25 protein-coding genes and 3 pseudogenes are annotated in these 22,097 nt (G+C 40.4%); 7 read left to right on the top strand and 21 right to left on the bottom strand.

From position 1 onward, the window contains the following. Positions 1–26: 26 nt before the first annotated feature. Positions 27–404, top strand: a complete 378-nt coding sequence (locus QW060_RS17990) for a DUF6705 family protein (protein WP_290364861.1) — start codon at positions 27–29, stop codon at positions 402–404. 23 nt (positions 405–427) lie between these two features. Continuing rightward, complete coding sequence (locus QW060_RS17985; RefSeq protein ID WP_290364860.1) at positions 428–622, top strand: hypothetical protein; 195 nt, start codon at positions 428–430, stop codon at positions 620–622. A gap of 193 nt (positions 623–815) precedes the next feature. On the opposite strand, the gene QW060_RS17980 is transcribed toward QW060_RS17985, so the two are convergent. Together QW060_RS17980 and QW060_RS17975 are read right to left on the bottom strand one after the other, a co-directional pair. Continuing rightward, a complete protein-coding gene (locus QW060_RS17980; RefSeq protein ID WP_290364859.1) occupies positions 816–950 on the bottom strand; it encodes a Na+/H+ antiporter NhaA in 135 nt (44 codons plus the stop codon). A 17-nt stretch (positions 951–967) separates the two neighbouring features. Continuing rightward, positions 968–1,126 (bottom strand): Na+/H+ antiporter NhaA, encoded by a 159-nt coding sequence (locus tag QW060_RS17975; protein WP_290364858.1) that lies wholly within the window; start codon positions 1,124–1,126, stop codon positions 968–970. An 81-nt stretch (positions 1,127–1,207) separates the two neighbouring features. Between QW060_RS17975 and QW060_RS17970 the strand changes: the two genes are divergently transcribed. Beyond that, a complete protein-coding gene (locus QW060_RS17970) occupies positions 1,208–1,339 on the top strand; it encodes a hypothetical protein (RefSeq protein ID WP_290364857.1) in 132 nt (43 codons plus the stop codon). Between the two features lie 35 nt (positions 1,340–1,374). On the opposite strand, the gene QW060_RS17965 is transcribed toward QW060_RS17970, so the two are convergent. From QW060_RS17965 to QW060_RS17960, 3 genes and pseudogenes are all read right to left on the bottom strand, one after another. Further along, on the bottom strand, positions 1,375–1,470 hold the full coding sequence (locus tag QW060_RS17965) for a hypothetical protein (protein ID WP_290364882.1): 96 nt from the start codon (positions 1,468–1,470) through the stop codon (positions 1,375–1,377). A gap of 88 nt (positions 1,471–1,558) precedes the next feature. Beyond that, positions 1,559–1,839: pseudogene (locus QW060_RS28535) on the bottom strand (Na+/H+ antiporter NhaA). Continuing rightward, positions 1,749–2,116: pseudogene (locus QW060_RS17960) on the bottom strand (Na+/H+ antiporter NhaA); the annotation flags it as partial. The pseudogenes QW060_RS28535 and QW060_RS17960, both read right to left, overlap by 91 nt. A 203-nt stretch (positions 2,117–2,319) precedes the next feature. Between QW060_RS17960 and QW060_RS17955 the strand changes: the two are divergent. The 3 genes from QW060_RS17955 to QW060_RS17950 are packed head-to-tail and all read left to right on the top strand — an operon-like array spanning position 2,320 to position 2,988. Continuing rightward, positions 2,320–2,586 carry a hypothetical protein gene (locus QW060_RS17955; RefSeq protein WP_290364856.1) on the top strand — a complete coding sequence of 89 codons (267 nt, stop codon included), beginning with the start codon at positions 2,320–2,322 and terminating at the stop codon, positions 2,584–2,586. Next, on the top strand, positions 2,567–2,791 hold the full coding sequence (locus QW060_RS28065) for a hypothetical protein (RefSeq protein ID WP_317623193.1): 225 nt from the start codon (positions 2,567–2,569) through the stop codon (positions 2,789–2,791). Before QW060_RS17955 ends, QW060_RS28065 begins: the two co-directional genes overlap by 20 nt. After that, the gene (locus QW060_RS17950; RefSeq protein ID WP_317623192.1) at positions 2,704–2,988 is read left to right on the top strand and encodes a hypothetical protein; all 285 of its coding nucleotides are present in this window, start codon (positions 2,704–2,706) and stop codon (positions 2,986–2,988) included. Before QW060_RS28065 ends, QW060_RS17950 begins: the two co-directional genes overlap by 88 nt. Positions 2,989–2,997: 9 nt before the next feature. Here QW060_RS17950 and QW060_RS17945 read toward each other — a convergent pair whose 3' ends face one another. The 10 genes from QW060_RS17945 to QW060_RS17900 form a co-directional block, all read right to left on the bottom strand. Further along, the gene (locus QW060_RS17945; RefSeq protein WP_286651219.1) at positions 2,998–3,819 is read right to left on the bottom strand and encodes an RteC domain-containing protein; all 822 of its coding nucleotides are present in this window, start codon (positions 3,817–3,819) and stop codon (positions 2,998–3,000) included. Positions 3,820–3,884: 65 nt separating this feature from the next. Then, positions 3,885–6,353 carry a multicopper oxidase domain-containing protein gene (locus QW060_RS17940; protein ID WP_397386092.1) on the bottom strand — a complete coding sequence of 823 codons (2,469 nt, stop codon included), beginning with the start codon at positions 6,351–6,353 and terminating at the stop codon, positions 3,885–3,887. A gap of 63 nt (positions 6,354–6,416) precedes the next feature. After that, on the bottom strand, positions 6,417–8,570 hold the full coding sequence (locus tag QW060_RS17935; protein WP_091097022.1) for a heavy metal translocating P-type ATPase: 2,154 nt from the start codon (positions 8,568–8,570) through the stop codon (positions 6,417–6,419). Positions 8,571–8,606: 36 nt separating this feature from the next. Then, the gene (locus tag QW060_RS17930; protein ID WP_091097024.1) at positions 8,607–9,461 is read right to left on the bottom strand and encodes a restriction endonuclease; all 855 of its coding nucleotides are present in this window, start codon (positions 9,459–9,461) and stop codon (positions 8,607–8,609) included. A gap of 45 nt (positions 9,462–9,506) precedes the next feature. Next, positions 9,507–10,568 carry a class I fructose-bisphosphate aldolase gene (locus tag QW060_RS17925; RefSeq protein WP_290363287.1) on the bottom strand — a complete coding sequence of 354 codons (1,062 nt, stop codon included), beginning with the start codon at positions 10,566–10,568 and terminating at the stop codon, positions 9,507–9,509. A 12-nt stretch (positions 10,569–10,580) separates the two neighbouring features. Next, positions 10,581–11,594 (bottom strand): type II glyceraldehyde-3-phosphate dehydrogenase, encoded by a 1,014-nt coding sequence (locus QW060_RS17920; RefSeq protein WP_091097028.1) that lies wholly within the window; start codon positions 11,592–11,594, stop codon positions 10,581–10,583. Positions 11,595–11,662: 68 nt separating this feature from the next. Continuing rightward, positions 11,663–12,229, bottom strand: coding sequence for a DUF305 domain-containing protein (locus tag QW060_RS17915; RefSeq protein WP_214649527.1), 567 nt, complete (start codon positions 12,227–12,229; stop codon positions 11,663–11,665). Positions 12,230–12,231: 2 nt separating this feature from the next. After that, on the bottom strand, positions 12,232–12,705 hold the full coding sequence (locus QW060_RS17910; protein ID WP_290363288.1) for a heme-binding domain-containing protein: 474 nt from the start codon (positions 12,703–12,705) through the stop codon (positions 12,232–12,234). A 23-nt stretch (positions 12,706–12,728) separates the two neighbouring features. Beyond that, positions 12,729–14,312 carry an efflux RND transporter periplasmic adaptor subunit gene (locus QW060_RS17905; protein WP_290363289.1) on the bottom strand — a complete coding sequence of 528 codons (1,584 nt, stop codon included), beginning with the start codon at positions 14,310–14,312 and terminating at the stop codon, positions 12,729–12,731. Between the two features lie 25 nt (positions 14,313–14,337). After that, positions 14,338–15,144: a TolC family protein gene (locus tag QW060_RS17900; RefSeq protein WP_290364738.1), complete on the bottom strand. Its 807-nt coding sequence runs from the start codon at positions 15,142–15,144 to the stop codon at positions 14,338–14,340. A 31-nt stretch (positions 15,145–15,175) separates the two neighbouring features. Between QW060_RS17900 and QW060_RS17895 the strand changes: the two genes are divergently transcribed. Beyond that, complete coding sequence (locus tag QW060_RS17895) at positions 15,176–15,352, top strand: hypothetical protein (RefSeq protein WP_290364797.1); 177 nt, start codon at positions 15,176–15,178, stop codon at positions 15,350–15,352. Here QW060_RS17895 and QW060_RS17890 read toward each other — a convergent pair. The 6 genes and pseudogenes from QW060_RS17890 to QW060_RS17865 form a co-directional block, all read right to left on the bottom strand. Then, positions 15,352–15,804, bottom strand: a pseudogene (locus tag QW060_RS17890) (TolC family protein); the annotation flags it as partial. The gene QW060_RS17895 and the pseudogene QW060_RS17890 sit on opposite strands and share 1 nt — an antisense overlap. After that, on the bottom strand, positions 15,791–19,642 hold the full coding sequence (locus QW060_RS17885; protein WP_290363290.1) for an efflux RND transporter permease subunit: 3,852 nt from the start codon (positions 19,640–19,642) through the stop codon (positions 15,791–15,793). The gene QW060_RS17885 and the pseudogene QW060_RS17890, both read right to left, overlap by 14 nt. 93 nt (positions 19,643–19,735) lie before the next feature. Continuing rightward, complete coding sequence (locus QW060_RS17880; protein ID WP_290363291.1) at positions 19,736–20,314, bottom strand: DUF3347 domain-containing protein; 579 nt, start codon at positions 20,312–20,314, stop codon at positions 19,736–19,738. Positions 20,315–20,332: 18 nt separating this feature from the next. Then, positions 20,333–20,758 carry a hypothetical protein gene (locus QW060_RS17875; RefSeq protein ID WP_002993214.1) on the bottom strand — a complete coding sequence of 142 codons (426 nt, stop codon included), beginning with the start codon at positions 20,756–20,758 and terminating at the stop codon, positions 20,333–20,335. Positions 20,759–20,767: 9 nt separating this feature from the next. Beyond that, positions 20,768–21,334: a DUF3347 domain-containing protein gene (locus QW060_RS17870; RefSeq protein WP_232046363.1), complete on the bottom strand. Its 567-nt coding sequence runs from the start codon at positions 21,332–21,334 to the stop codon at positions 20,768–20,770. Between the two features lie 132 nt (positions 21,335–21,466). Continuing rightward, entirely contained in the window at positions 21,467–21,778 is a 312-nt protein-coding gene (locus QW060_RS17865; RefSeq protein WP_002993211.1) for a hypothetical protein, read from the bottom strand. Between the last annotated feature and the right edge of the window lie 319 nt (positions 21,779–22,097).

The raw sequence follows: 22,097 nt of genomic DNA, 5'->3' as shown, positions 1-22,097 counted from the left end.
TAGTCAATAAATAAATATAGAATATCATGAAAAGTTTAAAACAGTTTATAAATCTTATCATACTCTGTTGTATGTTACAGGCATATAGTCAGCAGTACCCTGTCTTGACTGTTACAAATCAGGTTTTATCAACTACAGATGATAATTATAGTACGAAAGGTAACTATGCTAAAGATGTAGGAAATATTCGGAATCAGGTGGTTGGCAGCTGGCGATATCAGACTCCGGATCTCCTATTGGAATTAAAAATTGAAAAAAGAGATAAAGAACTCTACAGAATGGGGGATACTTATTATGATTATGACGATATTATTATTATAAAATACAAACTGGTTAAAAACGGAGTGGTATTGCATGATAATTTAAATTTAATTATTCCTCAAAACAATACCGGTTATCAATAACTACGATCTTAATTTTGTCTCTTATGGTTTTTTATTATGATGCGACCTATACCTTTAAAGGCTTTATAAATGATTATTACCGTCAGGTATTATGCAGTTATGAAATGCAGAAAACAAATTTGAATGGTCAGGAAAGTTATATTGTTAAACATCAGCAATGGCAACTATCGCATATATGGAGATGCTTCGATGTACACGCCTTCTCAGAAACTTTTTAGTTTACCGTTAGGACCTATTCTTTTAGACAGAGCCCCTTAAATTTATTTGAAGTTGCCGGAAACACATATAAAACCTGATCGTGAATCAGGTTTTGTTTTTTAATAGGTATAAACAATAATACATAATCCTGTAGGGAAGAAAGTCCATATATGAAAACAATGGAATCGCTACACTAAAACATATCGTTATAAACTATTTAACTTTATTTTTATTCAGAATAATATAGCCGAGAATACCACCAATTATAGAAGCGGCAAAAATACCAATTTTAGCCTGAACCATATATACTTCTTCTGTGAACGCCAAAGAAGTAATAAATAAAGACAATGTAAAGCCTATAGAGGCTATAAAAACCGAGTCCTAAACAAATTTCTGAAATTCATTCCTTCCGGGAAAGGGGCTACTTTCATTTTTACTAAAAGCAATGTAAATCCAACCACACCGGCGACCTTACCGATCAATAAACCAAGAAATACCCCTAAGGTAATATGTGTACTAAACAACTGTTCTAAATCAATAGCAACAGATACTCCGGCATTGGCAAGAGCAAAACAGGAATAATAATAAAAGTAACCAGCGGATGCATGGCATGTTCCAGTCTTTGCAGCGGAGGGATAGCTTCATTCGTATGTACTTTTATATCTTCGAGTATATGGAGCTGTTCGGCTGTAAGAGTAGGAGTATGGTCGTTGGGATCGATATTTTTAATCTTTTAAGATACTCCTGAACTTTGTTGTTATAGGGTTTTCTTTTATTTTAACATCAGCAGGAATAGTAAGGCAGCTAAAACAGCTGCAATAGTAGCATGAACACCTGATAGTAAAAAAGCGGTCCATACTCCGGCAATACCGATAATGGCATAAAAAAGAATACTACGGATACAATTTTATTACCGATATACATTAATAAGACAAAGCCGAGACCAATGCTCAAACTCAGCATAGAAATATCAGATGTATAAAAAATGCAATGACGAGAACAGCTCCAAGATCATCAACGATAGCGAGAGCCGTTAAAAAATTTTTAAAGACAGCGGTATTTTATTTCCTAATAAAAACAAAACACTAATGCAAAAGCAATATCTGTAGCCATCGGAATACCCCATCCGCTGTGAACTTCTCCGGCAGGATTGAATAATAATATAAATAGCTGCGGGTACCAGCATCCCGCCCAAAGCAGCTCCGATCGGTAAATGTGCTTTACGCGGATTAGACAACTCGCCTCCAACAATCTCTCTTTAAGTTCAAGGCGACAACAAAGAAAAAAACCGCCATCAATCCGTCATTAATCCAGTGATGCAGACTATATTCCAGATAAGAAACTCCGTCGAACTGAAACCCCAGTTTATGTTCAAAAAAATGATGATAGGCTTCGGAAAAAGAAGAATTAGCAAGAAATAACGCAATAATAACGCTGATACCTAAAACAATTCCTCCGGCTTTTTCCTGCTGAATAAATTTCTGAATTGGGTACACAACTTTGTCAATGGGCATTTTTTGTCTGTCGGCCATTATTGTAGATGTTTTTTTAATAAAAGATTTTTCAAAGATACTTCTTTAAAAAGAACAGGAATTCTCATGTCAAAAAAGCTTTCGTAAAGGCACGTATATTTTTTTTGCATTTATTGACCTAAGTCAAAGAATTAGACAGAACATCTGCTGAAATTTGCAGCAGTATTAATCTTAAAAATAAAAAGATGGATAAAAAATATTATAAATATGTAAATACCTTGTTGGTGATAGTGCCAATGACATTGATTATGGCATTTGTAGGGTATCCGAAACTATGGTTTTGGAGAAGAATGGTTTCTGAAATTTTAAAAAACTTTGATAGCCCAAAACTTTCTGTTATTTTTGATACACTTCATCCTAAAAATAGTATGGAAACCATTATTGAAACAGAAAGACTTCTCATCAGAAAAATAGATATTTCTGACAAAAGGTATGTTTTTTGTTGGTTCTGATCCGGAAGTACACCGTTATTGGAGCAAAACCAAAGGTGAGGGCAATATCAAATACACCTATAACAACGGTATCATCGCCAAAGATGAGAAACTGGCATCTATGAATTCCTCAATGCATTGGAAAAGCTACCTGTCTATATTGAGCAGGAGCAAAAGAAAATTACTGAAATACAAAAAGATGTACCTGTTCTTCAGGAAGTGCTGAATGGTACGTGGAGCAAAGAACACCGGTTGAGTGAACTCAAAACGGAGCTGGCTTCCGTGGAGCGGAAGATACAGCTGTCTATGACAAAAGCGAAAGAAGAACCCGAAGAACAAGCGGAAAAGCATACAGAAACTCCAAAGGTGTCTGAAAGTATCGTTCGGACTAAAAGTGTACATATCCCACGGGGAGTACTGTAATTGTGTTCATTATCTTTCGTCCTGTTCGTCCATTTTCTTTATCAGGGCATCCCGCAGACTATCAAGGAATTTAGTTTGGTTTATTTTTCGGGATTTTAGTTCCATAAATGTATGATAGAAATCGCCCAAGTCAATATTAAGGGTGCTTTCAAATGTTTTGGCAATCAATCTTATGTCTGCATTTCCATTATTGAATACACCGTGGGAATTCAGGGCATAAATCAGTTCGGTCAATGCCGTTTTACTTCCTGTCCAATTGAGCGAAGAGTTATCAAACGCTTTTTCCTGATTGCTATTGAGCTGGTCTTCAAGGTAAACCTGTATCAAATCATTGGCGATTATTTTGGCGACTTTATAATCATGAGAAGTACAAAAACGGTGGTCTGCTTCAAAATAAAACGTATCCAACCACAACCTTATATCGTGTTTTCCACGTACAAAGAAATTCTCATCGAGAAAAGAGTTGCCACTACGGTAATACTTGTAAAAATCAATATTGTTGTCAAAGAACTTTTTGAGTTTTTTCTGTTCCTTGTTAAGGTATTTCTTTACTTGCTTCTCTCCATAAGGTTTTTTTGTCTCTATTTTATAGATAGCGTTATAGTAAATGAGTTTTGCAACAATGACTGGTTTTTGATATTTGAAAAAGTGGATCTCTCCATCTATACTTTCAAAGCCATTTTTTAGTATATATTCCTTTATTTCCGAAAGTATCGATAATATCAATTCAATAATAACTTCATACAAAGCTATGGAACCATCCAGTTCAAGAGACACCTCTTTTATTTCATTTTCTAGTTTCTTTATTATTTCCTTGTAATAATTGTTCATTAAACAACATTTTTAATTCATTAAAAGGGGTCGGATTCTAAATCCGACCTCATAGAAAGTCAGACTTAATAGGACAAATTCAATCCAAATCCCCAACCCATATCGCTATCATAATGGGTAGTCGCCGCAATATTTCTGGTCAATATGTATTTCAGACCGCCCATATACTCTTTGTCTGTATTTACCATAAATGCCCCTCTCAATCTGGGTGTCAATGGGATGTCCTCTCTTCCTAATTGGAGACGAACAATGCCATCTGTATATACCTCGGCTTGAAAATCGACCAGCATAGGTAAAGTGTAAACGAAACCTGCACTTAGTTTGGCTCTTTTATTTTTCGTGTTTTTCTGTCCGAACATATTCTTTTCAATCTCATGGCTGCCAAATTCCCGATATCTCCAATCGAAACCTACAAAAGGCATAAACCACTGCATCTTTCCGATATATCGACCGAAGTGCGTTTCAGTTTCATATCCATGGCGATTATTATAACCTAATCTCCATTCGGTACTAAGTTTCCAGCGTGTATTTTGAAGCATTGCCTGTCCGTCGTTACCATTTGTAGCAAAGTCGTTCTCAGCCATAAAATGCCATCCATTGCTCTCTTTTTGCAGTTTTTTATATGCTTTTTCTTTGTTAGGCAGGTTTGGGTTTTGATAATCACCTACTGCAAAAACTCGGTTCATACCTGCCATCATATGATACATAATATGACAATGGAAGAACCAGTCACCTTCGGTATTGGCAGCAAACTCAATGATATTCGTTTCCATAGGCATGATGTCAATGACATTCTTTAGCGGGGACTGTATTCCATTACTATTTAGGACACGGAAATCAAATCCGTGGAGATGCATTGGATGCCGCATCATGGAATTGTTGAACAGTTTAATCCTGAGAATTTCTCCTTTCTTGACAGGAATCTTATCCACTTCGGAAAGAACCTTGTTGTCCATGCTCCAGACATACCTGTTCATGTTCCCTGTGAGCGTAAAGGTCACTTCTTTTACCGGTTGATCTTTTAACAGTTCGGTATTGTATGGTGATTTAAGCATGTCGTAATTTAATGTAACGATGTCAGAACTTGACATATCATGAGCTGAGTGATCCATTGAGGAGTCCATTTCCATTTTATCCATCGCTTTATTACCATTTTTATCACCTGTGATCTCGGGATACATTACCGAATTCATGTCCATCTTTTGGAGACTCATTTTCATCCCCATGTCCTTCATGTCCCCGTTCATTTTCATCATGTCATTCATCATCTTCATGCCCTCAAAGTATTTAAGTTTCGGAAGTGGGGGATGTGGTACTTTCGTTCCTTCTCCGATATAAATCGATGCAGATTCGGTGCGATCTTCAGGGGTAACCAATAGCTCATAGGAATTATTTAGCTCAGGAATGGTAACTATGATATCGTAAGTTTCCGAAACACCCACGATTAGCCTATCCACTTCAACCGGTTCGACATCATTCCCGTCACTGGCAACGACGGTAATCTTTCCACCTGCGTAATTGATCCAAAAATAGGATGAAGCACCACCATTAGCGATCCTCAACCGAACTTTGTCTCCCGCCTTAAATTGTGAGAGTTGCTGCCCATCTGCGCCGTTGATCAAAAATTTATCATAATAAACATCACTGACATCCATCGCAAGCATACGTTTCCACTCGTTTGTAACTTTCGTTTTAAAATGTCCTTCTTTTATAGCTTCCAGATAACTTTGGGTTGTCCCTTTCTTAATTGCAAACCAGTCATTGGCATTATGAAGCATCCGGTGGACGTTATCTGGATTTAAATTGGTCCACTCACTTAAAATCAAAGGAACTGTAGGTAGATCATCAATACCTTTCCTGAATGTGGGATCATCCTCACGTTTATTCATTATGAAAGAACCATACATACCTATCTGTTCCTGCATGCCGGAATGCGAATGGTACCAATGCGTACCATGTTGGATTATCGGAAAGTGATACGTATAGGTAGAATTTGGCTCAATGGGCTTTTGGGTCAACCAAGGAACACCATCTTCTTTGTTGGGCAGCATTACACCATGCCAATGCAGGGATGTGGCTTCGTCCATCAGGTTGTGCACCATAATCTCTGCCGTGTCCCCTTCAGTAAACGTCAATGTGGGCATCGGTATCTGTCCATTAACTGCAATAGCTCTTTTGGATTTTCCGCCATAGGTAACAATGGTGTCTTTTACATATAAGTGGTATTTTACAACCTTCCCGCCACCAATTATCTTCTCTGGAAGCATTGGAACATTTTCATGAGCTTGCTTGTTCATATTCATCTCTCCGTGGCTTTCGTTACCCTCCATTTTTTTAGGGACAAGTTTCATCCCGCATTTGGGACAGTTTCCCGGTTTATCGGAGAGTATTTCTGGATGCATTGGACAGGTGTATACCTTTTGTTGTTCCTTTTCCTCCTCATTTACATTTACTTGTGGATTATCCATTTTATGCTTATGGGTTGAATGTGCTGACTGCGCGCTACTGCTTATCGTAATAAGCATAAGTAGCATTATTAAATTATATCTCATAACATATTGTTTTTGTTATATTCGACAAGAGATTGATTACCTCCATCATTTTAGCGGTTTTAATTTTAAGAGGCTTGCATTAATCGCAACCACAATTGTACTTACACTCATCAAAACCGCACCCATTGCAGGACTTAGAACGAAATCCGGATAAAGCACACCTGCTGCAAGCGGAATGGCTATCACATTGTAGCCAACTGCCCAAAGCAGATTTTGCACCATCTTTTTATATGTCCGTTTACCGAAGTCAATCATTTTTACTACATCTCTTGGGTCGCTGTTTACCAGAATAATATCGGCTGTTTCGGCTGCTACATCCGTACCCGAACCTACTGCTATACCTACATCTGCCTGTGCTAATGCAGGTGCATCATTCACGCCATCGCCGGTCATCGCAACCACTTCACCTTTGGCTTGATATTCCTTTACTTTTTCCTGTTTTTCGTGAGGCAATACATTGGCGATATAACCGTCCATTCCTAATTGTTCAGAAACCGCTTTTGCAATTTTCTCATTGTCGCCTGTAAGCAAAATGGATTTGATGTTCATCTTTTTTAACTGGTCAATGGCTTCTTGCGAACCCTCACGAATACTGTCTGCCAACGTGATAATACCGATGACTTCACCGTCAATAAAAACATAATTGACTGTTTCAATGCTTTGATTGATTTCTTTTGGAGTTTCGGGTTCTGTAAGGTTGTTCTGCTTGAAATAATTAGGTCCTGCCGCTACAACTTCTTTTCCGTTTACAACTGCTTTTACACCTATACCTGCCATATAGCTGAAGTTTTCCGACTTCCATAGTTCAAGGTTTCTTTCTTTCAACGTTTTTAAAATACCTTTTGCAATGTGGTGTTCGGAATATTGCTGAACGGCTGCTGCATATTGTATCATTTCATCGGCAGCATATTTATCGGTTAATGGGATAACTTTTTCCACTGCGTGAGAACCTTTGGTAAGCGTTCCTGTTTTGTCAAAAATAATGGTGGATAAGTTGCGTGTGGTCTCAAATGCGGTGCGGTTGCGAATAAGTAAACCATTGGTTGCCGAAAGCGTTGTAGAAATGGCAACCACCAGCGGAATAGCCACACCCAAGGCGTGGGGACAAGCCGTAACCATTACCGTAACCATTCTTTCCAATGCAAACGCAATATCTCCGCTACTGCCAAACCAATAAATAAAGGTGATAACCCCAACCGCAATAGCGATATAAGTGAGCCATTTGGCTACTTTATCGGCAAGGTTTTGCGTATTCGATTTTGCTGCTTGTGCATCCTGAACTAAATTGATTACCTTATTGAGGTAACTGTCTTTGCCCACTCCGGTTGCCGTAACCCGCAAAGCACCTTCACCATTGATAGAACCTGCAATTACTTTTCCGTCCTTTTCTTTCTTCACCGGAACACTTTCGCCTGTGAGCATACTTTCGTTCACATAAGAAACTCCATCGACAATGGTTCCATCGGCAGGAATTTTTTCACCGGGTTTGATGATAATGGTTTCACCGTTTTTTAGGTCTTCGAGTTTTATTTTCAAAGCTTCTCCGTGTCGTTCCACCGTAACATCGTTTGGTAATAGAGCGACTAAAGACTGTAAGGCTTTTGAAGCCGCCATTGTAGAACGCATTTCTAACCAATGCCCCAAAAGCATAATCACGATAAGGGTTGCCAATTCCCAAAAGAAATCCATACCGGGCAATCCAAAAACAACGGCAACTGAATAGATGTAAGCAACCGAAATAGCGATGGCTACCAAGGTCATCATACCGATGGCTTTGGCTTTGATTTCGCCTACCATTCCTTTCAGGAAAGGCATTCCGCCATAGATGTAAATGATAGTTCCCAATGTCAGCAGTACATATTTATCTCCCGGAAAAGCAATCGTAAAACCGAACCAATGCTGTATCATTTCCGATAAGAGTAAAACGGGAACGGTAATGATTAAACTTACCCAAAAACGTTTGAGGAAATCGTGGGTGTGATGTCCTTCGTGTTTGTCGTAGCCACTATCGGAATGATGATTATGGTTTTCACTATGATGCGAATGTTCTTTGTGGTCGTGATGTTGGTGGTGTCCGTGATGGCTGTGAGCTTCTTTTTTTGCTCCTCCCATCGGAACTAAATCCATTCCGCAAAGCGGACATTTCCCTGGTTCGTCCTTCATCACCTGCGGGTGCATGGGACATGTGTATCTTTTCATATTATATGATTTAGAGTTTAAAATAACAGTTGTACATTATATTAAAGTGTTAATGGCGCTACATAATTTTAGGGAATCATCTAAGATTTTCCTCTGCCTTGACTCATTTATCCCCAATTGCTCTAACAAGATTGGATTTTCGTATACTTCTTTGCAAAGTACGATTCCTTTGTCCAACAGCTGTCTTTTTTCAGTTTTAGTGAGAGTAGCCAATGCTGTTAGAGGATACAGACCAGCTTTATCAATTCTCGCCTTCAATGAATTTTGCGGGGGATAATCCCAGCTAACAAGCATTAAATCAACGCAGGTTCCATACTGAATTGCATCGGTGGTGAAACGGGTATTGGTATAAAGCCCTCCCCGGTGGAGTTTAGTGTCATGTCCAACTTGACTCTTCCATCGTTGCTTTACGTCCACGAACCTCGATTGAACATATAGCGGGGTCTTTACATTACAGAATCGTCCTTGACTATTGTGATATTTACATTCAATCATATAATGGTTGTTCTCCTTTTCTGCGATCACATCTATTTCGTGTGAAACACAGTCCCCCTGAACAATAACACCAACCTGAGTATTAAAACCTTCGAATTCCATCAGTTTACCTACCAATTTTTCAAAAGGAAAGCCCGTTGAACCTAATTCCATCAGGGACTTCTTCAGATTATATTTTGAAGCACTTATCCGGGATCTGCTTTTCAGCATATTAAAAGCCATCTGATAGATCTTTTTGGTGGTCATCCCTTCTTCAACTTGATCCACGATATTACGAGCCACATGCTGGACGAGATTCTCATCTGCTTGCGATCGCCGAAGAGAATTAATAAGCTTGTTCATATCGAAATCCTGCAATTCCCCTGAGTATTTTTTTATTTTTACTGTTTTCATCATTCCTGTTTAGGTTTTCTGGATGAAGATGAGCATTTGGGTCAAAACTTATGCAACCGTAATCTTATCTTCCAAATATACTTGCTGGACAGTTTGTAATAGTTCGACCCCCTCACTAAAAGGTCTTTGAAAAGCTTTTCTTCCCAATATCAATCCCGAACCTCCTGCACGTTTGTTAATTACTGATGTCGTGACAGCGTCAACGATATCTGATGCTCCTTTTGAACCACCCCCGGAATTGACGAGTCCAATTTTTCCCATATAACAGTTGGTAACCTGAAATCTGCAAAGATCAATAGGGTGATCCGTTGTAAGAATATCGTACATCTCATCGTTATATTTGCCAAATTGCAGGTTCTTAAAACCATAATTAGCGTCCGGTAATTTTTGTTTTATGATATCTGCTTGTATTGTTACCCCTAAATGGTTGGCCTGCCCGGTCAGATCCGCTGAACTGTGATAATCATTTTCATCGGTTTCGAATGCTTCGTTGCGGGTATAACACCAAAGGATAGTTGCCATTCCTAAACCATGTGCTTCCGCAAAGGTTTCTGCTATTTCCTTTATTTGCCGATCACTTTCATGAGAGCCAAAATAAATTGTAGTGCCAATCGCCACGACACCCATATCCCACGCTTCCTTAACCGTTCCAAACAAGGTCTGATTATAAGTGTTCGGATAGGTCAAGAGCTCGTTATGATTGATCTTGACAATAAAAGGGATTTTATGTGCGTACTTTCTGGCGTAAAGACCAAGTCCACCGAAGGTTGATGCTACGGCATTGCATCCTGATTCAACGGCGAGCCTGATGATATTTTCAGGATCAAAATAATCGGGGTTTTTATGAAACGAAAAAGCTGCGCTATGTTCAATACCTTGATCAACAGGAAGGATACTCAGGTATCCAGTTCCGCCAAGATTTCCGTGGTTATAAAGTTGAGAGAGACTTCGTAATACCTGTAAGTTACGGTTACTATTCACAAATACCTTATCAATGGAACTATTATCAGGTAAATGCAATTTATCCTTCGTAATCTTTTTACTAATATGATCTAAATAATAAGAGGCGTTGTCGCCTAAATGACCAACAATATTTTTATACATGTCCATAATACCTGTTCTTTAATTAATTCCAAGGCTTTTGTTTGTCCTGATAATCGACTGTTCAGCACTGGGTTCAATCCCTGTCAGTGCTCTTATCGCATCAATGGTTTCAGGAATTACGATAGCCTGATTATCTACCACATAGGCATAAAAAAGTTCATCACCCTGCACCTTCAGCATATCTTCCCAGAGGGCGACCTCATACATATCGCCCCAAGGTCTTCCCATATCCAGGAACATCTCTTTTATCGTGTTGTTTGAAACCAATCCCTGATCGTATTGGATCAGTCTAATTCGAGATGATGTTCTAAAAGCTTCCAAAACCTCTTCTTTGCAAGCTGCTTTGGTCATTTTTATGTTCCAGTAGTGCAGATGGCTAAGGGTTTGCGGAACCTTTATAGCTGAGGTAATAACATTCAGGTCAGGATCTACACTTTGTGCATCCGGTCCCTGATGACTTGGAATTTCTCTTTCGGGTACCATAGTGTTCATGATACCGCCCAAATGACTTTCCCAAGGATCGGTGGCTCGTCTTAAGAGTGTTCCTCTGGCATAATCAAGTAAACCCGCTTTCTTTAAGGCGGTGAGTGTTCTTAAGATCGAGGTGGTATTACAGGAAACCACCCTCGTAGCATCTAAATTTAATGCCGATTGGTAATTATTTTCGGCACTGAAAGAATGTCGGGTTACTTCATGCTTTTCACCACCCTGAACGATAAACTTTATTCCTCTTTCCTTATAGGCCTGCACATTTTTGGCTGCCACCTTTTTAGGGGTGCAATCTACCACCAAATCTACTTTGGTGAGAAGTTCAGCAATTCTACCTTTTACTGAAATTCCGCAGGCGTTCATTTCTTTTTCGGCTTCTGGTGTCGATGCATAAATAGCATAGCCTTTGTTTACAGCATTTTGAATTCGCCAATCACTAACGACATCGCATACCCCTACTAAGGTCATATCATTTTGTTTTACTATAGCATCGGCTATCCTTTTGCCGATGACTCCATATCCTATTACTGCTATTTTCTTCATTTCTCTTCTCTTTTGAGTTAGTATTTTAAATTGCTGAAAATTTTTGATTATAATGGATATCGATTGCTTTATTTCAAAGCTCCATCTTTTTGATATTCGTTGTTTTCCAGCTGTTTAATTTTAGCTTTCATGAATTCAATCTCTCGATTTTGAGCAGAAATTATTTCTTCTGCCAGTTTTTTTACTTCCGGATCTTCCAGTTTGCTTTCTTCGACCATTAAAATAGCTCCAGCATGATGTGGGATCATTGATTTAAGAAACTGTATATCCCCCACAGCGGTTTGTTTTCTTATACTGACAAAGAATGCTAATGCGGTGCCGAATCCTACTAAAATTAGAATTGAATTAAGCTTCTTGTCAGGATACATCTTAGCCATCAAAACCAACTCCACAATAAGCATCGGAGAAGCCATTAGTCCTGCCATGTAAAATTGATTGATATTAAAAACCATGTTTGTCAACTGATCTATCATCGCGTACATAAGGAAAAACATGAGTACAAAAGAAATAAGCATCATCCATAAAAGTTTTTTATAGCTCCCTGAATGATGTGAATTCTTATGTTCTATTTTTGGAGTTGTTGATCCGTTGTTCATGCTCTCATGATTCTCCGGCTGGTGTGATGGCGTTTTCATAACTATTTTATATTTAATTGCTTATCAAAGTAATTAATCAACAGTTGTTGCTCCTCTTTGTTTAATCGTGCACCATTGTGCATCCACATATATGACCTCAACGGCATTTTACCTTTCTCGATCTGCTCAACAATCTGCGCGAACTTTGAGTTTATCCTTCTCGGGCTATAATTTGGCAAATCATCAAAGTTCAATTTCTCTTTTCCTTTGGTTATATGATCTGCCATGAACCAACCCAAAGGCTGAACATTGGTGTACCAAGGGTATTGGGTATTGTTGCTATGGCAGTCATAGCATGATACCGACAGGATTGCATTAACTTTTGCATCGACCTTAAATGAATCAACGAAAACCTGACCCGCAGGAACCGGCGATAGGTTCCTTTGGGGGGTTATAAATTGCATTAACACAAACACACTTAACAGAACTGTTAAAATTACTTTGTATGCTTTCGTTCGTTTTCGGTTTTTTTTCATGATCTAATATTAATCAAGTACCATTATCTCCGGTCATACAGACAACAGCTCGGCAGTCCGTCATAAACCGCCTTGGGAGCCTTGTCCAGCTCTGTATCGTGACCAACATTAGCAATAGCTTTGCTTATGGCACTTTTTGAGGTTACTTTTGAATCGAAATCCAAATGGATAACTTTGGCATTAACATCCCAGTTTGCGGAAATCACCCCCTTGACACTTTTCGCCGCTTTCTCAATCCGGCTTTTGCACATTTCACAATTTCCTGATACTTTCAACATATCATGGGTCTTATTGACATTGGTTTGAGCATCGCCATGCTGATGTCCGGCAGCCGATGCTGCGCCATCGTTATTCATCATACTGATTTTACCTTCCAGCTGGGCACTTGCATCAACGGTGAAAGCTCCCTTGGTCACGATTTCCTCGCCATTTTCCAGCCCCGACATAACAACATATTGGTCGCCCAATGAGGGGCCCAAGACGATCTCCCGAAGTTTAAAAGCAGGCGTGGATGTATTTGGCTGTTTTACGTAAACTATGGAGCGCTTCCCTGTCCATAAAACCGCCGACTTGGGAATGACTATCTCTTTACCCTTTCCTTTCAAAGGAGCTGAAGTACGTCCTGTAGCATACATCTCTGGTTTTAGATTACGGTCTATATTATCGGCTTCAACCCTAACCTTTGCAGTTCTCGAGCTAGCATCAATGATTGGATTAATAAAGGCTATCCGCCCTTTATATACTTTTCCGGGCACACTCTGTAAAGTATATTCCAATTGATCCCCAACTTTCAAAAAAGGTAAGTCGGTTTCATAAGCATCAAAAATCACCCATAACTTTGAAAGGTTTGAAATAGTGTATAATACGCTTCCTTGGTTGATATAATCTCCTTGGTTTACATTTTTTGATGTGACAACACCGCTTGTATTTGCGTATATATTTACATAAGGTGAAACGCTGTTAGATGCAAGGATTTCACTTATCTGATTTTCTGACACCTTCCATAAACGCAGCTTTTCTTTTGCAGCATCAAGCAATACCGGTTGGATATCCTGCAATTTTGCGGCTTCCAATAATTCCTGTTGTGCGGTCAACAGATCAGGCGAATAAATCTTGGCTATCAGTTGACCTTCTTTCACGGATTCGCCAGTAAAAGTTACGTAGAGGTTTTCAATACGTCCATTAACATGCGATGTTTGGGATTGTTGTAAACGCTCATCTACCTGAACGGTTCCGTATAGCTGCACATCTTTGACAGCATCTTGATGACCGACAACCGAAGTCTGTATATTCGCTAATGCGATGGCCTCTTCGGACATCAGGATAGCGTCATCGTCAATCACGTCATCACCTCCTCCGGAAGATTTCAATGGGATTAAATCCATTGCACATAAAGGGCATTTACCCGGTTTGTCCATTCTGATCTGGGGGTGCATAGAGCATGTCCAAACGGTTTCACCTTCCTCGGTCACTTCCATTTCAAGATCATGCCCATGATCATGGGACGAATTCCCGCCAAATATCGTCCAGCCAAGCAGTAATCCGGACAATAATATAACCCCGTAAGTTACCGCCTTATTTCTAAAAATATTTTTCAGTTTATTCATTGCTAATAATTTTAAAATAATTGCATTATTTATGGTCTGCCAATAATTTTTTTATTGACACAACCATCGTATTATAGTTTGCAAGGGCCTCAGCTTTCCTAAGCTGATAATCCAATAATTGCCGCTGCACCTGAATAACGTTGGTCAAGTCACTTTTGCCTGTAACGAACTCTTTTACGATCAGGTTATATGTCGTTTGGGCGAGCGTAGTTTGTTTTTCGTACAGCTCGATGGCACGCTGAGCATCATCCAGTTGGCTTTTGAGACTGTAAAACTCGCTTTTCAAAGTGTTGAAGGTGTTTTTAAAGTTCTCTTCGCTTGATTTTCGCCATAGCCTGCTTTCGTTTTGCTGGGCATTGTATTTTTTACGGAAGAGTGGCAGGCTCACTGAAACCATAGGCATGACCATATCCTTACCGTTCATCCCGTCCATGGCCAGCATTGAATTATTCGTCCTTCCCACAACCATGTATTCCACACCGATACCAATCATGGGATAACTCATTTTCCGATCCATTTCCGCTTTTGCCTTAAATGCCAAGCCTTCTTCGGCAATCATTTCAAGCATGGGGTTGTTTGCCTCAATAACCCTTAGTGCCTCTTCCTCGCTATATAAAAAATTCAGCTTGTGGATCTCTTGTCCCAGCATGACCTTTTCAGTTGCTTCCCGATTCAACAATGCATTGAATTTTGCTTTTTCGGCTTTAATCTGAGCATGTAAACTTTCAATGTTATTTTCAATTTCGACAATTTCCAATTGGATACGAAGCACCTCTGACATACCCGATCCGGAGCCACCTTCCATTGCTCCCATGCCACCACCGGACGGCATACTCATATTCTGATTAGTAGCAGGAGCTGAATTGCCTCCTCCCATACTCATCCCTCCCATACCCGATGAAGCACTAGATCTGGTTGGTGAGGAAGGCGTATTACTGCTTACGACGGGTGCTACACTTGATTGTGAGGTGCTTGAGGGCGCAGAGAATTTCCGTATTGCCAATTGTTCCAATTGTTTTAGAAACACTTGGTTTTCCTGATTATTCTTGAGTTGCTCGTTCAATTTTTGCATCGTGTACCACTGTGTGCTGACCTGAAGGATCAGATTATTTATGGCTTCCCGATACTGTTGATCTTGCATATTGGCCATATGTGTAGCCTCTGTGCGAGCTGCTTTTCTCGTGCCGAACCATGGAAACATTTGCATCAAGCTCACATTTCCAATAGAACGCCCTCCTATAATTTCCATAGGCATCGTATATGCTTCCATGGACAATTCGGGGTCTTGGTATGCTCCGGCTTGCGGAATTTTTTCAAGGTATGCCTCATGCGCATACTTTTGTGATTTTACACCCGGATTATTTTCGATTGCGACTTGTATATAATAGGACAGCGAATCGGTGGGGTAGTCTTGGGCTAAAGCTTGCGAAAAAATGCTTAAGCTTGTTAATACAGCCACGGTTATATACCGATTTATCTTATTCGTTTTCATTCGCTATATTTTTATTATTTTTTCTATTTTCTTTTTTAGTGGCAGATTCCCTCCACCAGCACTGGAATACTGGAACCACAAACATGGTCATGGATTGGATCAGCATGCCGCCGAAAGTCGGGATGGCCATTGGTACCATGATTTCCGCACCTTTACCGGTAGAGGTCAGGACAGGCAGTAAGGCGATCAGTGCTGTAGCAGTGGTCATCGCTGCCGGTCTGACACGCTTTAAGCCTGCGTATATGACTGCTTCCCGTATTTCATCTTTTGTTCTGGGGTTCCGTGCTTCAAATGTATCGTGGATGTATGTTCCCATTAATACACCATCACTCGTCGCCAGTCCGAACAGGGCGATAAATCCTACCCAAACGGCAATGCTGAGATTGATGCTGTGCATCTGGAACAGATCCCTCATATTTGTCCCTCCGACAGAGAAGTCCATAAACCAGGGCTGCCCGTAAAGCCATAATAAAATAAAGCCACCTGCAAGTGCTACAAAAACACCGGAAAAATGAATTAACGATGCTGTAACCGTTCGGAACTGAAAGTAGAGAATTACTAAAATGGCTAACAAACTCAGTGGTATAATAAGCATTAGCCTTTTTGCGGCACGTTCTTGCTGTTCATAATTTCCGGCAAACTTATACGTCACCCCGTTGGGTAAATCCAGTTCTCCAGACGCTATTTTTTCCTTTAGGAGTTGATCCGCTTCGTATACTACGTCGACTTCCGCTATGCCACTTTTTTTATCAAAGATTACATAACCCAACAAAAAGGTATTTTCACTTTGGATCATCTGAGCGCCCTTGGCATATTCAACATCCACCACATCCCCCAATGGAATCTGAGCTCCTGTAGCTGTCGGAATGATTATTTTTCGCAACGCATCCGGGTCATCCCGTAATTCTCGTGGGTAGCGCAGGCGAACGGGAAACCGTTCCCGGCCTTCGACTGTAGTGGTCAACGTCATACCGCCGACTGCCGCACTGATTACTTCCTGAAGCTCGGCAACGGTAATACCGTATCTGGCCATTCTATCCCGGTTCAGATGGATTTCGATATAGGGTGCGCCAACAGCCCTGTCGTAGAAAACGGTCGATGGCATAACAGATGGAACATCCTTTAAGGCTGCTTCCAAGGCCTTGCCACCGATTTCAATCGACTCCAGATCCGGACCCGAAACCTTTAGCCCCATCGGAGCCCTCATTCCCGTAGAAAGCATTACCATTCTCGCTTCTATCGGTTGCAACTTAGGAGCGGAAGTCAATCCGGGCAGATGGGAAACATTGACGATCTCTTGCCATATATCGTCGGCCTTTTTAATTTCAGGACGCCATCTGCGGAAAAATTTTCCGCTTTTATCTTCAATCAGACTGTCCCGTGGTATGGAACGGAAACCATCGGAAACAGCATAGGTCTTGTCACCTTTCAACACGAATTCTCCGGAACTGTTTACCTTGAACCTTTCACGATGCCCGTCTTCATCCAGATAAAATTCCGGGATATAATTGATCGTATTTTCAAACATCTGTGTAGGAGCCGGATCAAGTGCAGAATTCACACGGCCCCATTTTCCTACGATAAGTTCGACTTCCGGTATGTTTTGAATACGTTTATCAAGTGTTCTGATCAATTGCAGGTTTTGTTCAATCCCAGTATGCGGCATACTGGTGGGCATCAAAAGGAAAGAACCTTCATTGAGGCTTGGCATAAATTCCTCCCCGATACCGGGAAATGTTTCGGTGGATTTTTGCCAGAAGGCAGTCTCCCGAAATGATTTCCAACCTGTCTTTTCGAAGCCATTTGCAACAAAACCAAAACTCTTCTCTACGCCCATCCATGCTAACATTCCGAATAATAAAGTAATGATAGGGATGGCCATGAATTTCCACCGGTTGGAAAGTGACCAACGCAGGATCTGTTCATAATAGATCACCAATGCCCATAACATTCCCAGGATGGAACCAATGGCAAAGAATACGAACACAAAGTTAAGTGTGGTGCTTGCCTGCGTGCCGAGTGGCAGCCACTCAACCGTCAGGTAATACATCGCTACAAAAAGTGTGATAGCTACATTAACGTAGTTGGCAATTTTTTCTCCTTTCCATCTTGGTGTAAACAGGTTGTTGACTCCGATCAAAGTCAATGCGAACGCGACAAAAACACCTGTATAGATCCAAAGAGCGATACCGGCAACTACCAAAACGTAGTTGGCTATCCGGCGAACTTTACTCCCATTGATACGGATTGAAAATATATAATAAGCCAGTGTTGGCAAGATAATAATGCCTAACACAAAGGCTGAAACCAAAGCAAAGGTTTTGGTGTATGCCAAGGGACCGAACAACTTACCTTCTTGTGCTTCCATCATAAAAACAGGTAAAAAGCTGATGATCGTGGTGAGCATTGCCGTTGACAAAGCACCCGACACTTCCGCAACAGCGGTGGAAATCAAGTTTACAAAGGCTTTCCCCCGACTCTCAACACCCTTGGCTTTTTCTTCATCCATATGGCGTAGTATGCTTTCGATAAAGACGATCCCCACATCCACCATAACCCCAATGGCAATGGCGATACCCGAAAGGGCAACAATATTCGCCTCGACCCCCATTTGTTTCATGATGATAAAGGTCGCCAATACGCCAATGGGCAAGATACTGGATATAAGAATCGATGCACGCAGGTTGATTACCAAAACGATGACAACGATAATAGAGATCAGTATTTCGTGTGCTAAAGCATTTTCCAGCGTTCCGATGGTTTCCTGGATCAAACCCGAACGGTCATAGAAGGGAACGACGGTGACTTTTGAAATAGTCCCATCCTCTAATGTTTTTTGGGGGAGACCTGCCTCCATGTCTTTGATCTTCGCCTTGACATTATTGATGACCTCCATGGGGTTGGTTCCATGCCGGGCAACTACTACACCGCCAACTGCTTCCACGCCTTCCTTATCCAATCCACCGCGTCGGGTGGAGGGTCCCAAATTGACAAACCCAACGTCTTTTATCTTTACGGGAACATTATTGCGCACAGCCACTACGGCATCTTCCAGATCCTGGACACTTTTAAGGTAGCCCAATCCACGCACCAGATATTCCGCTTTGTTTATTTCGATCGTCTCTGCACCGATATCCAGGTTGCTGTTTTGGATAGCCGACATGATATCCATTACGGATACATTGTATGCGCGCATCGCATCTGGATTGATATCGACTTGGTATTCTTTTACGAAACCTCCGATGGAAGCCACTTCGGAAACCCCTTCCGATGCTGCCAAATTATATTTGGCATAGAAATCTTGAATCGTGCGCAGCTCATCGGGGTCCCAGCCTCCTGTAGGTTTTCCGGTTTCGGGATTGCGTCCCTCCAGTGTATACCAAAAGACCTGCCCCAAAGCAGTGGCATCCGGCCCGAGCGTGGGCGTTACATCGGATGGTAATGTGCCGGCAGGCAATGAATTCAGTTTTTCCAGAATACGGGAACGGCTCCAATAAAACTCAACATCCTCTTCAAAAATGACATAGAGGAAGGACATGCCGAACATCGAACTGCTCCGGATTGTTTTTACGCCGGGGATGCCCAGTAAGGAGGTCGTGAGTGGATAGGTAATCTGTTCCTGTATATCTTTGGGAGACCTCCCCATCCATTCGGTCGCCACAATTTGCTGGTTCTCCCCAATGTTCGGAATCGCATCGACCGGCACAGGATCGCTCGGCAACGCATTTTGATGCCAATTAAAGGGCGCTGTAATCAGCCCCCATATAAGGACAACCACAAGTAATAACAGTGTTATTACTCGGTTCTCCAAAAAATATTTGATAATTTTGTTAAGCATAACATATACATTGTTTACATTTTAATATCAGATACCAGCCTACAGAAATCGACCGGTACCTGATATTTGAATTTCAAATCTTAATCAGAGTTTTTACTTCAGTTCTTCCTGAACTTCACCACATGTTAGCATATCTTCACCATAGTAAGGGTTTTTGACCTCTTTGCTGTCGCTTAGCCAGTATGCTCCTTTGTTGTCATCGTACATCGAGCAAAAAATCTTGTACATGGGCTTTTCGGTGCCGAATTCTTTTGCGATATCGTAAAAATCCTTGCTCAGGATCACTAAATGTTCTCTTTGATGAGCGATATTGCCTATGTTATCACCTATGTGCTCCGAATGTTCCTGAATATCAGCAGCGATGTCATCGAAGGTGCTTTTCTGTTCTGCACTAAAGCCCTCGGTATTAATCTTGGGGAGTGCTTCCAGCATGCCTTTAGCTGCATTTGCGGCTTCTTTATCATTATTGGAAGACAAAGCAAAAGTCAGGTGCTCGTAATGGGAAAAAAGTTCCGAAAAAGTTCCCTGGTCGCTTGCAGCGTTGCTTTCGTTGGATACCGTTGTTTCAGTATGGACGTCGCTTTCTGATTTTTTCTCAGAAGCGCCATTGCATGCTGCCAAGGTCAATACGGATGAGGCTAGTAAGCCTACAAATAAATGTTTCATTGTCATGATTTCTGTTTTTAATAATTAAAATTGATTTATGTAATTTGTATATGTAGTATTATTTTCAAAATATGATACTTCCCCGTTGTTGCCCGTAATTGCTATTATAGCAGTCGCTTTATCTATCTGCTTTTTGGAAAATGGATCTATGGCAACGCGTGTAGAAGGATCTTTTGGAATACGTTCTTTACACATCTGGCAACATCCGTAATATATTTTTCCTTCAAAATTTACCTCAAATTGTTTTTTGCCCATGTATTCATTGTTGACCATGCATACCTCTTCCGACGGAACTACATCGCCCATTTCAAAGGCATTGTGGTCACGGGTATTTGTATTTGAGCTTTTTGAAGTATATGTATTGTCTTGCACCTTTAGTGTAGGGTTATTGTTGCATGAACTAAATATGACTACAATAGAAGTAACGATCCCAATCAATAGACATCTCATAATGGCTGACTAATTTAATTTTTCAATAGTACTACCGCAGGTCAGCATTTTTGAACCGTAATACGGGTTTTTGATATCCGTACTTTTACTTAACCAAGTTGCACCTTTGCCATCGTTGTACATCGGGCAGTTTTGGTAGTACATAGTTGTTTTTTGCTTTGATGCGTTTGCCAATTCATAGACATTCTTAGAAAGTAGGGCAAATGCCCTCCGTTGCTTTACGACGTCTTTCGATTTCGAGATGTTTTCTGTGTTTAAAGACAGTTCCTTCATGACCTTCATCCATACGGTATGCTCTTTGGGAGAAAGTTCACCCATATCCACTGTTTTAATAACTGTGGCTAATTCAGTAGCATTTGAAGATGCTATATTTACATCTGCGTTTACCAAAGCATCTTTTATGGAAAAATACTTGTCAAATACGGCATGTAATTGTGATAAATTTTGTGATGGAATATTCTTTGCTTGAGCTGTTCCACCATGGTTGTGATGTTGCTCGTTCTGGTTTTGCGCAAAGCTGTTTGCTGCGGATAGTAATACGGTGATTACCATCAATATTTTTGATATTGATTTCATTTGGAACCTTATTAAGTATTAAAAATGGTAAATAATCAAAAGCCAGATCTGGCTTTTAATAAAACATGTATTGCGGATAGGTGCAAAATCAACCGATTTCGCACACCTATGGCTATACAGTACTAATTTAACTTATTTTAGGCGGTTGCCAAATGGAAGATTCCCCTGTAGAATAAAAGGGTTCTTTGTATAAAGGGTATGATTTTTTACTTTTAGAAAAAACAGGATTTTGAGCGTTCCTAAAAAATGGGGGTGTTGCAGAAAAACTATTAGAAGAGCTGTGGCAGGACGTAGGTCCACAATTTCCAGAGCATTCATTGCTCGTGTCATCCTTAGACTTACAGCAGTCTTTCTCACATTGATCTTCTGAATGATGCTGCTTGTTGGCACTGCAACATGACTTCTCCTTGATAACAATTTCTTTGGAATGCGATTTACACGCATAGGATTGCATTGGGATTATAAAAAAGCCCAATAAGCATATAATCATTAATATGTTTATCCTTTTTAACATGTAAAAAACAAAAAAAACTATTGCAAAGATAATGGTATTTTTCAAACCGGTTCGTTTTTTTTGAAATAAATGGCAGATAAGTTTCTCTTATCCGCCATTTATTTTTATTCCATGAGCATTATAGTGTCAGTTACATTTCCTGCTAGCGTTTCTTTTAAATCTTTCACTCAATAATATCGAATCAGAAATTCATTATTAATTTAACACTGATATTTCGTCCCTATATTGAATACACCCATACGCCCGGTT

Source organism: Paenimyroides ceti (genome assembly GCF_030409925.1).
This window is presented reverse-complemented; position numbering and strand designations above follow the sequence as displayed.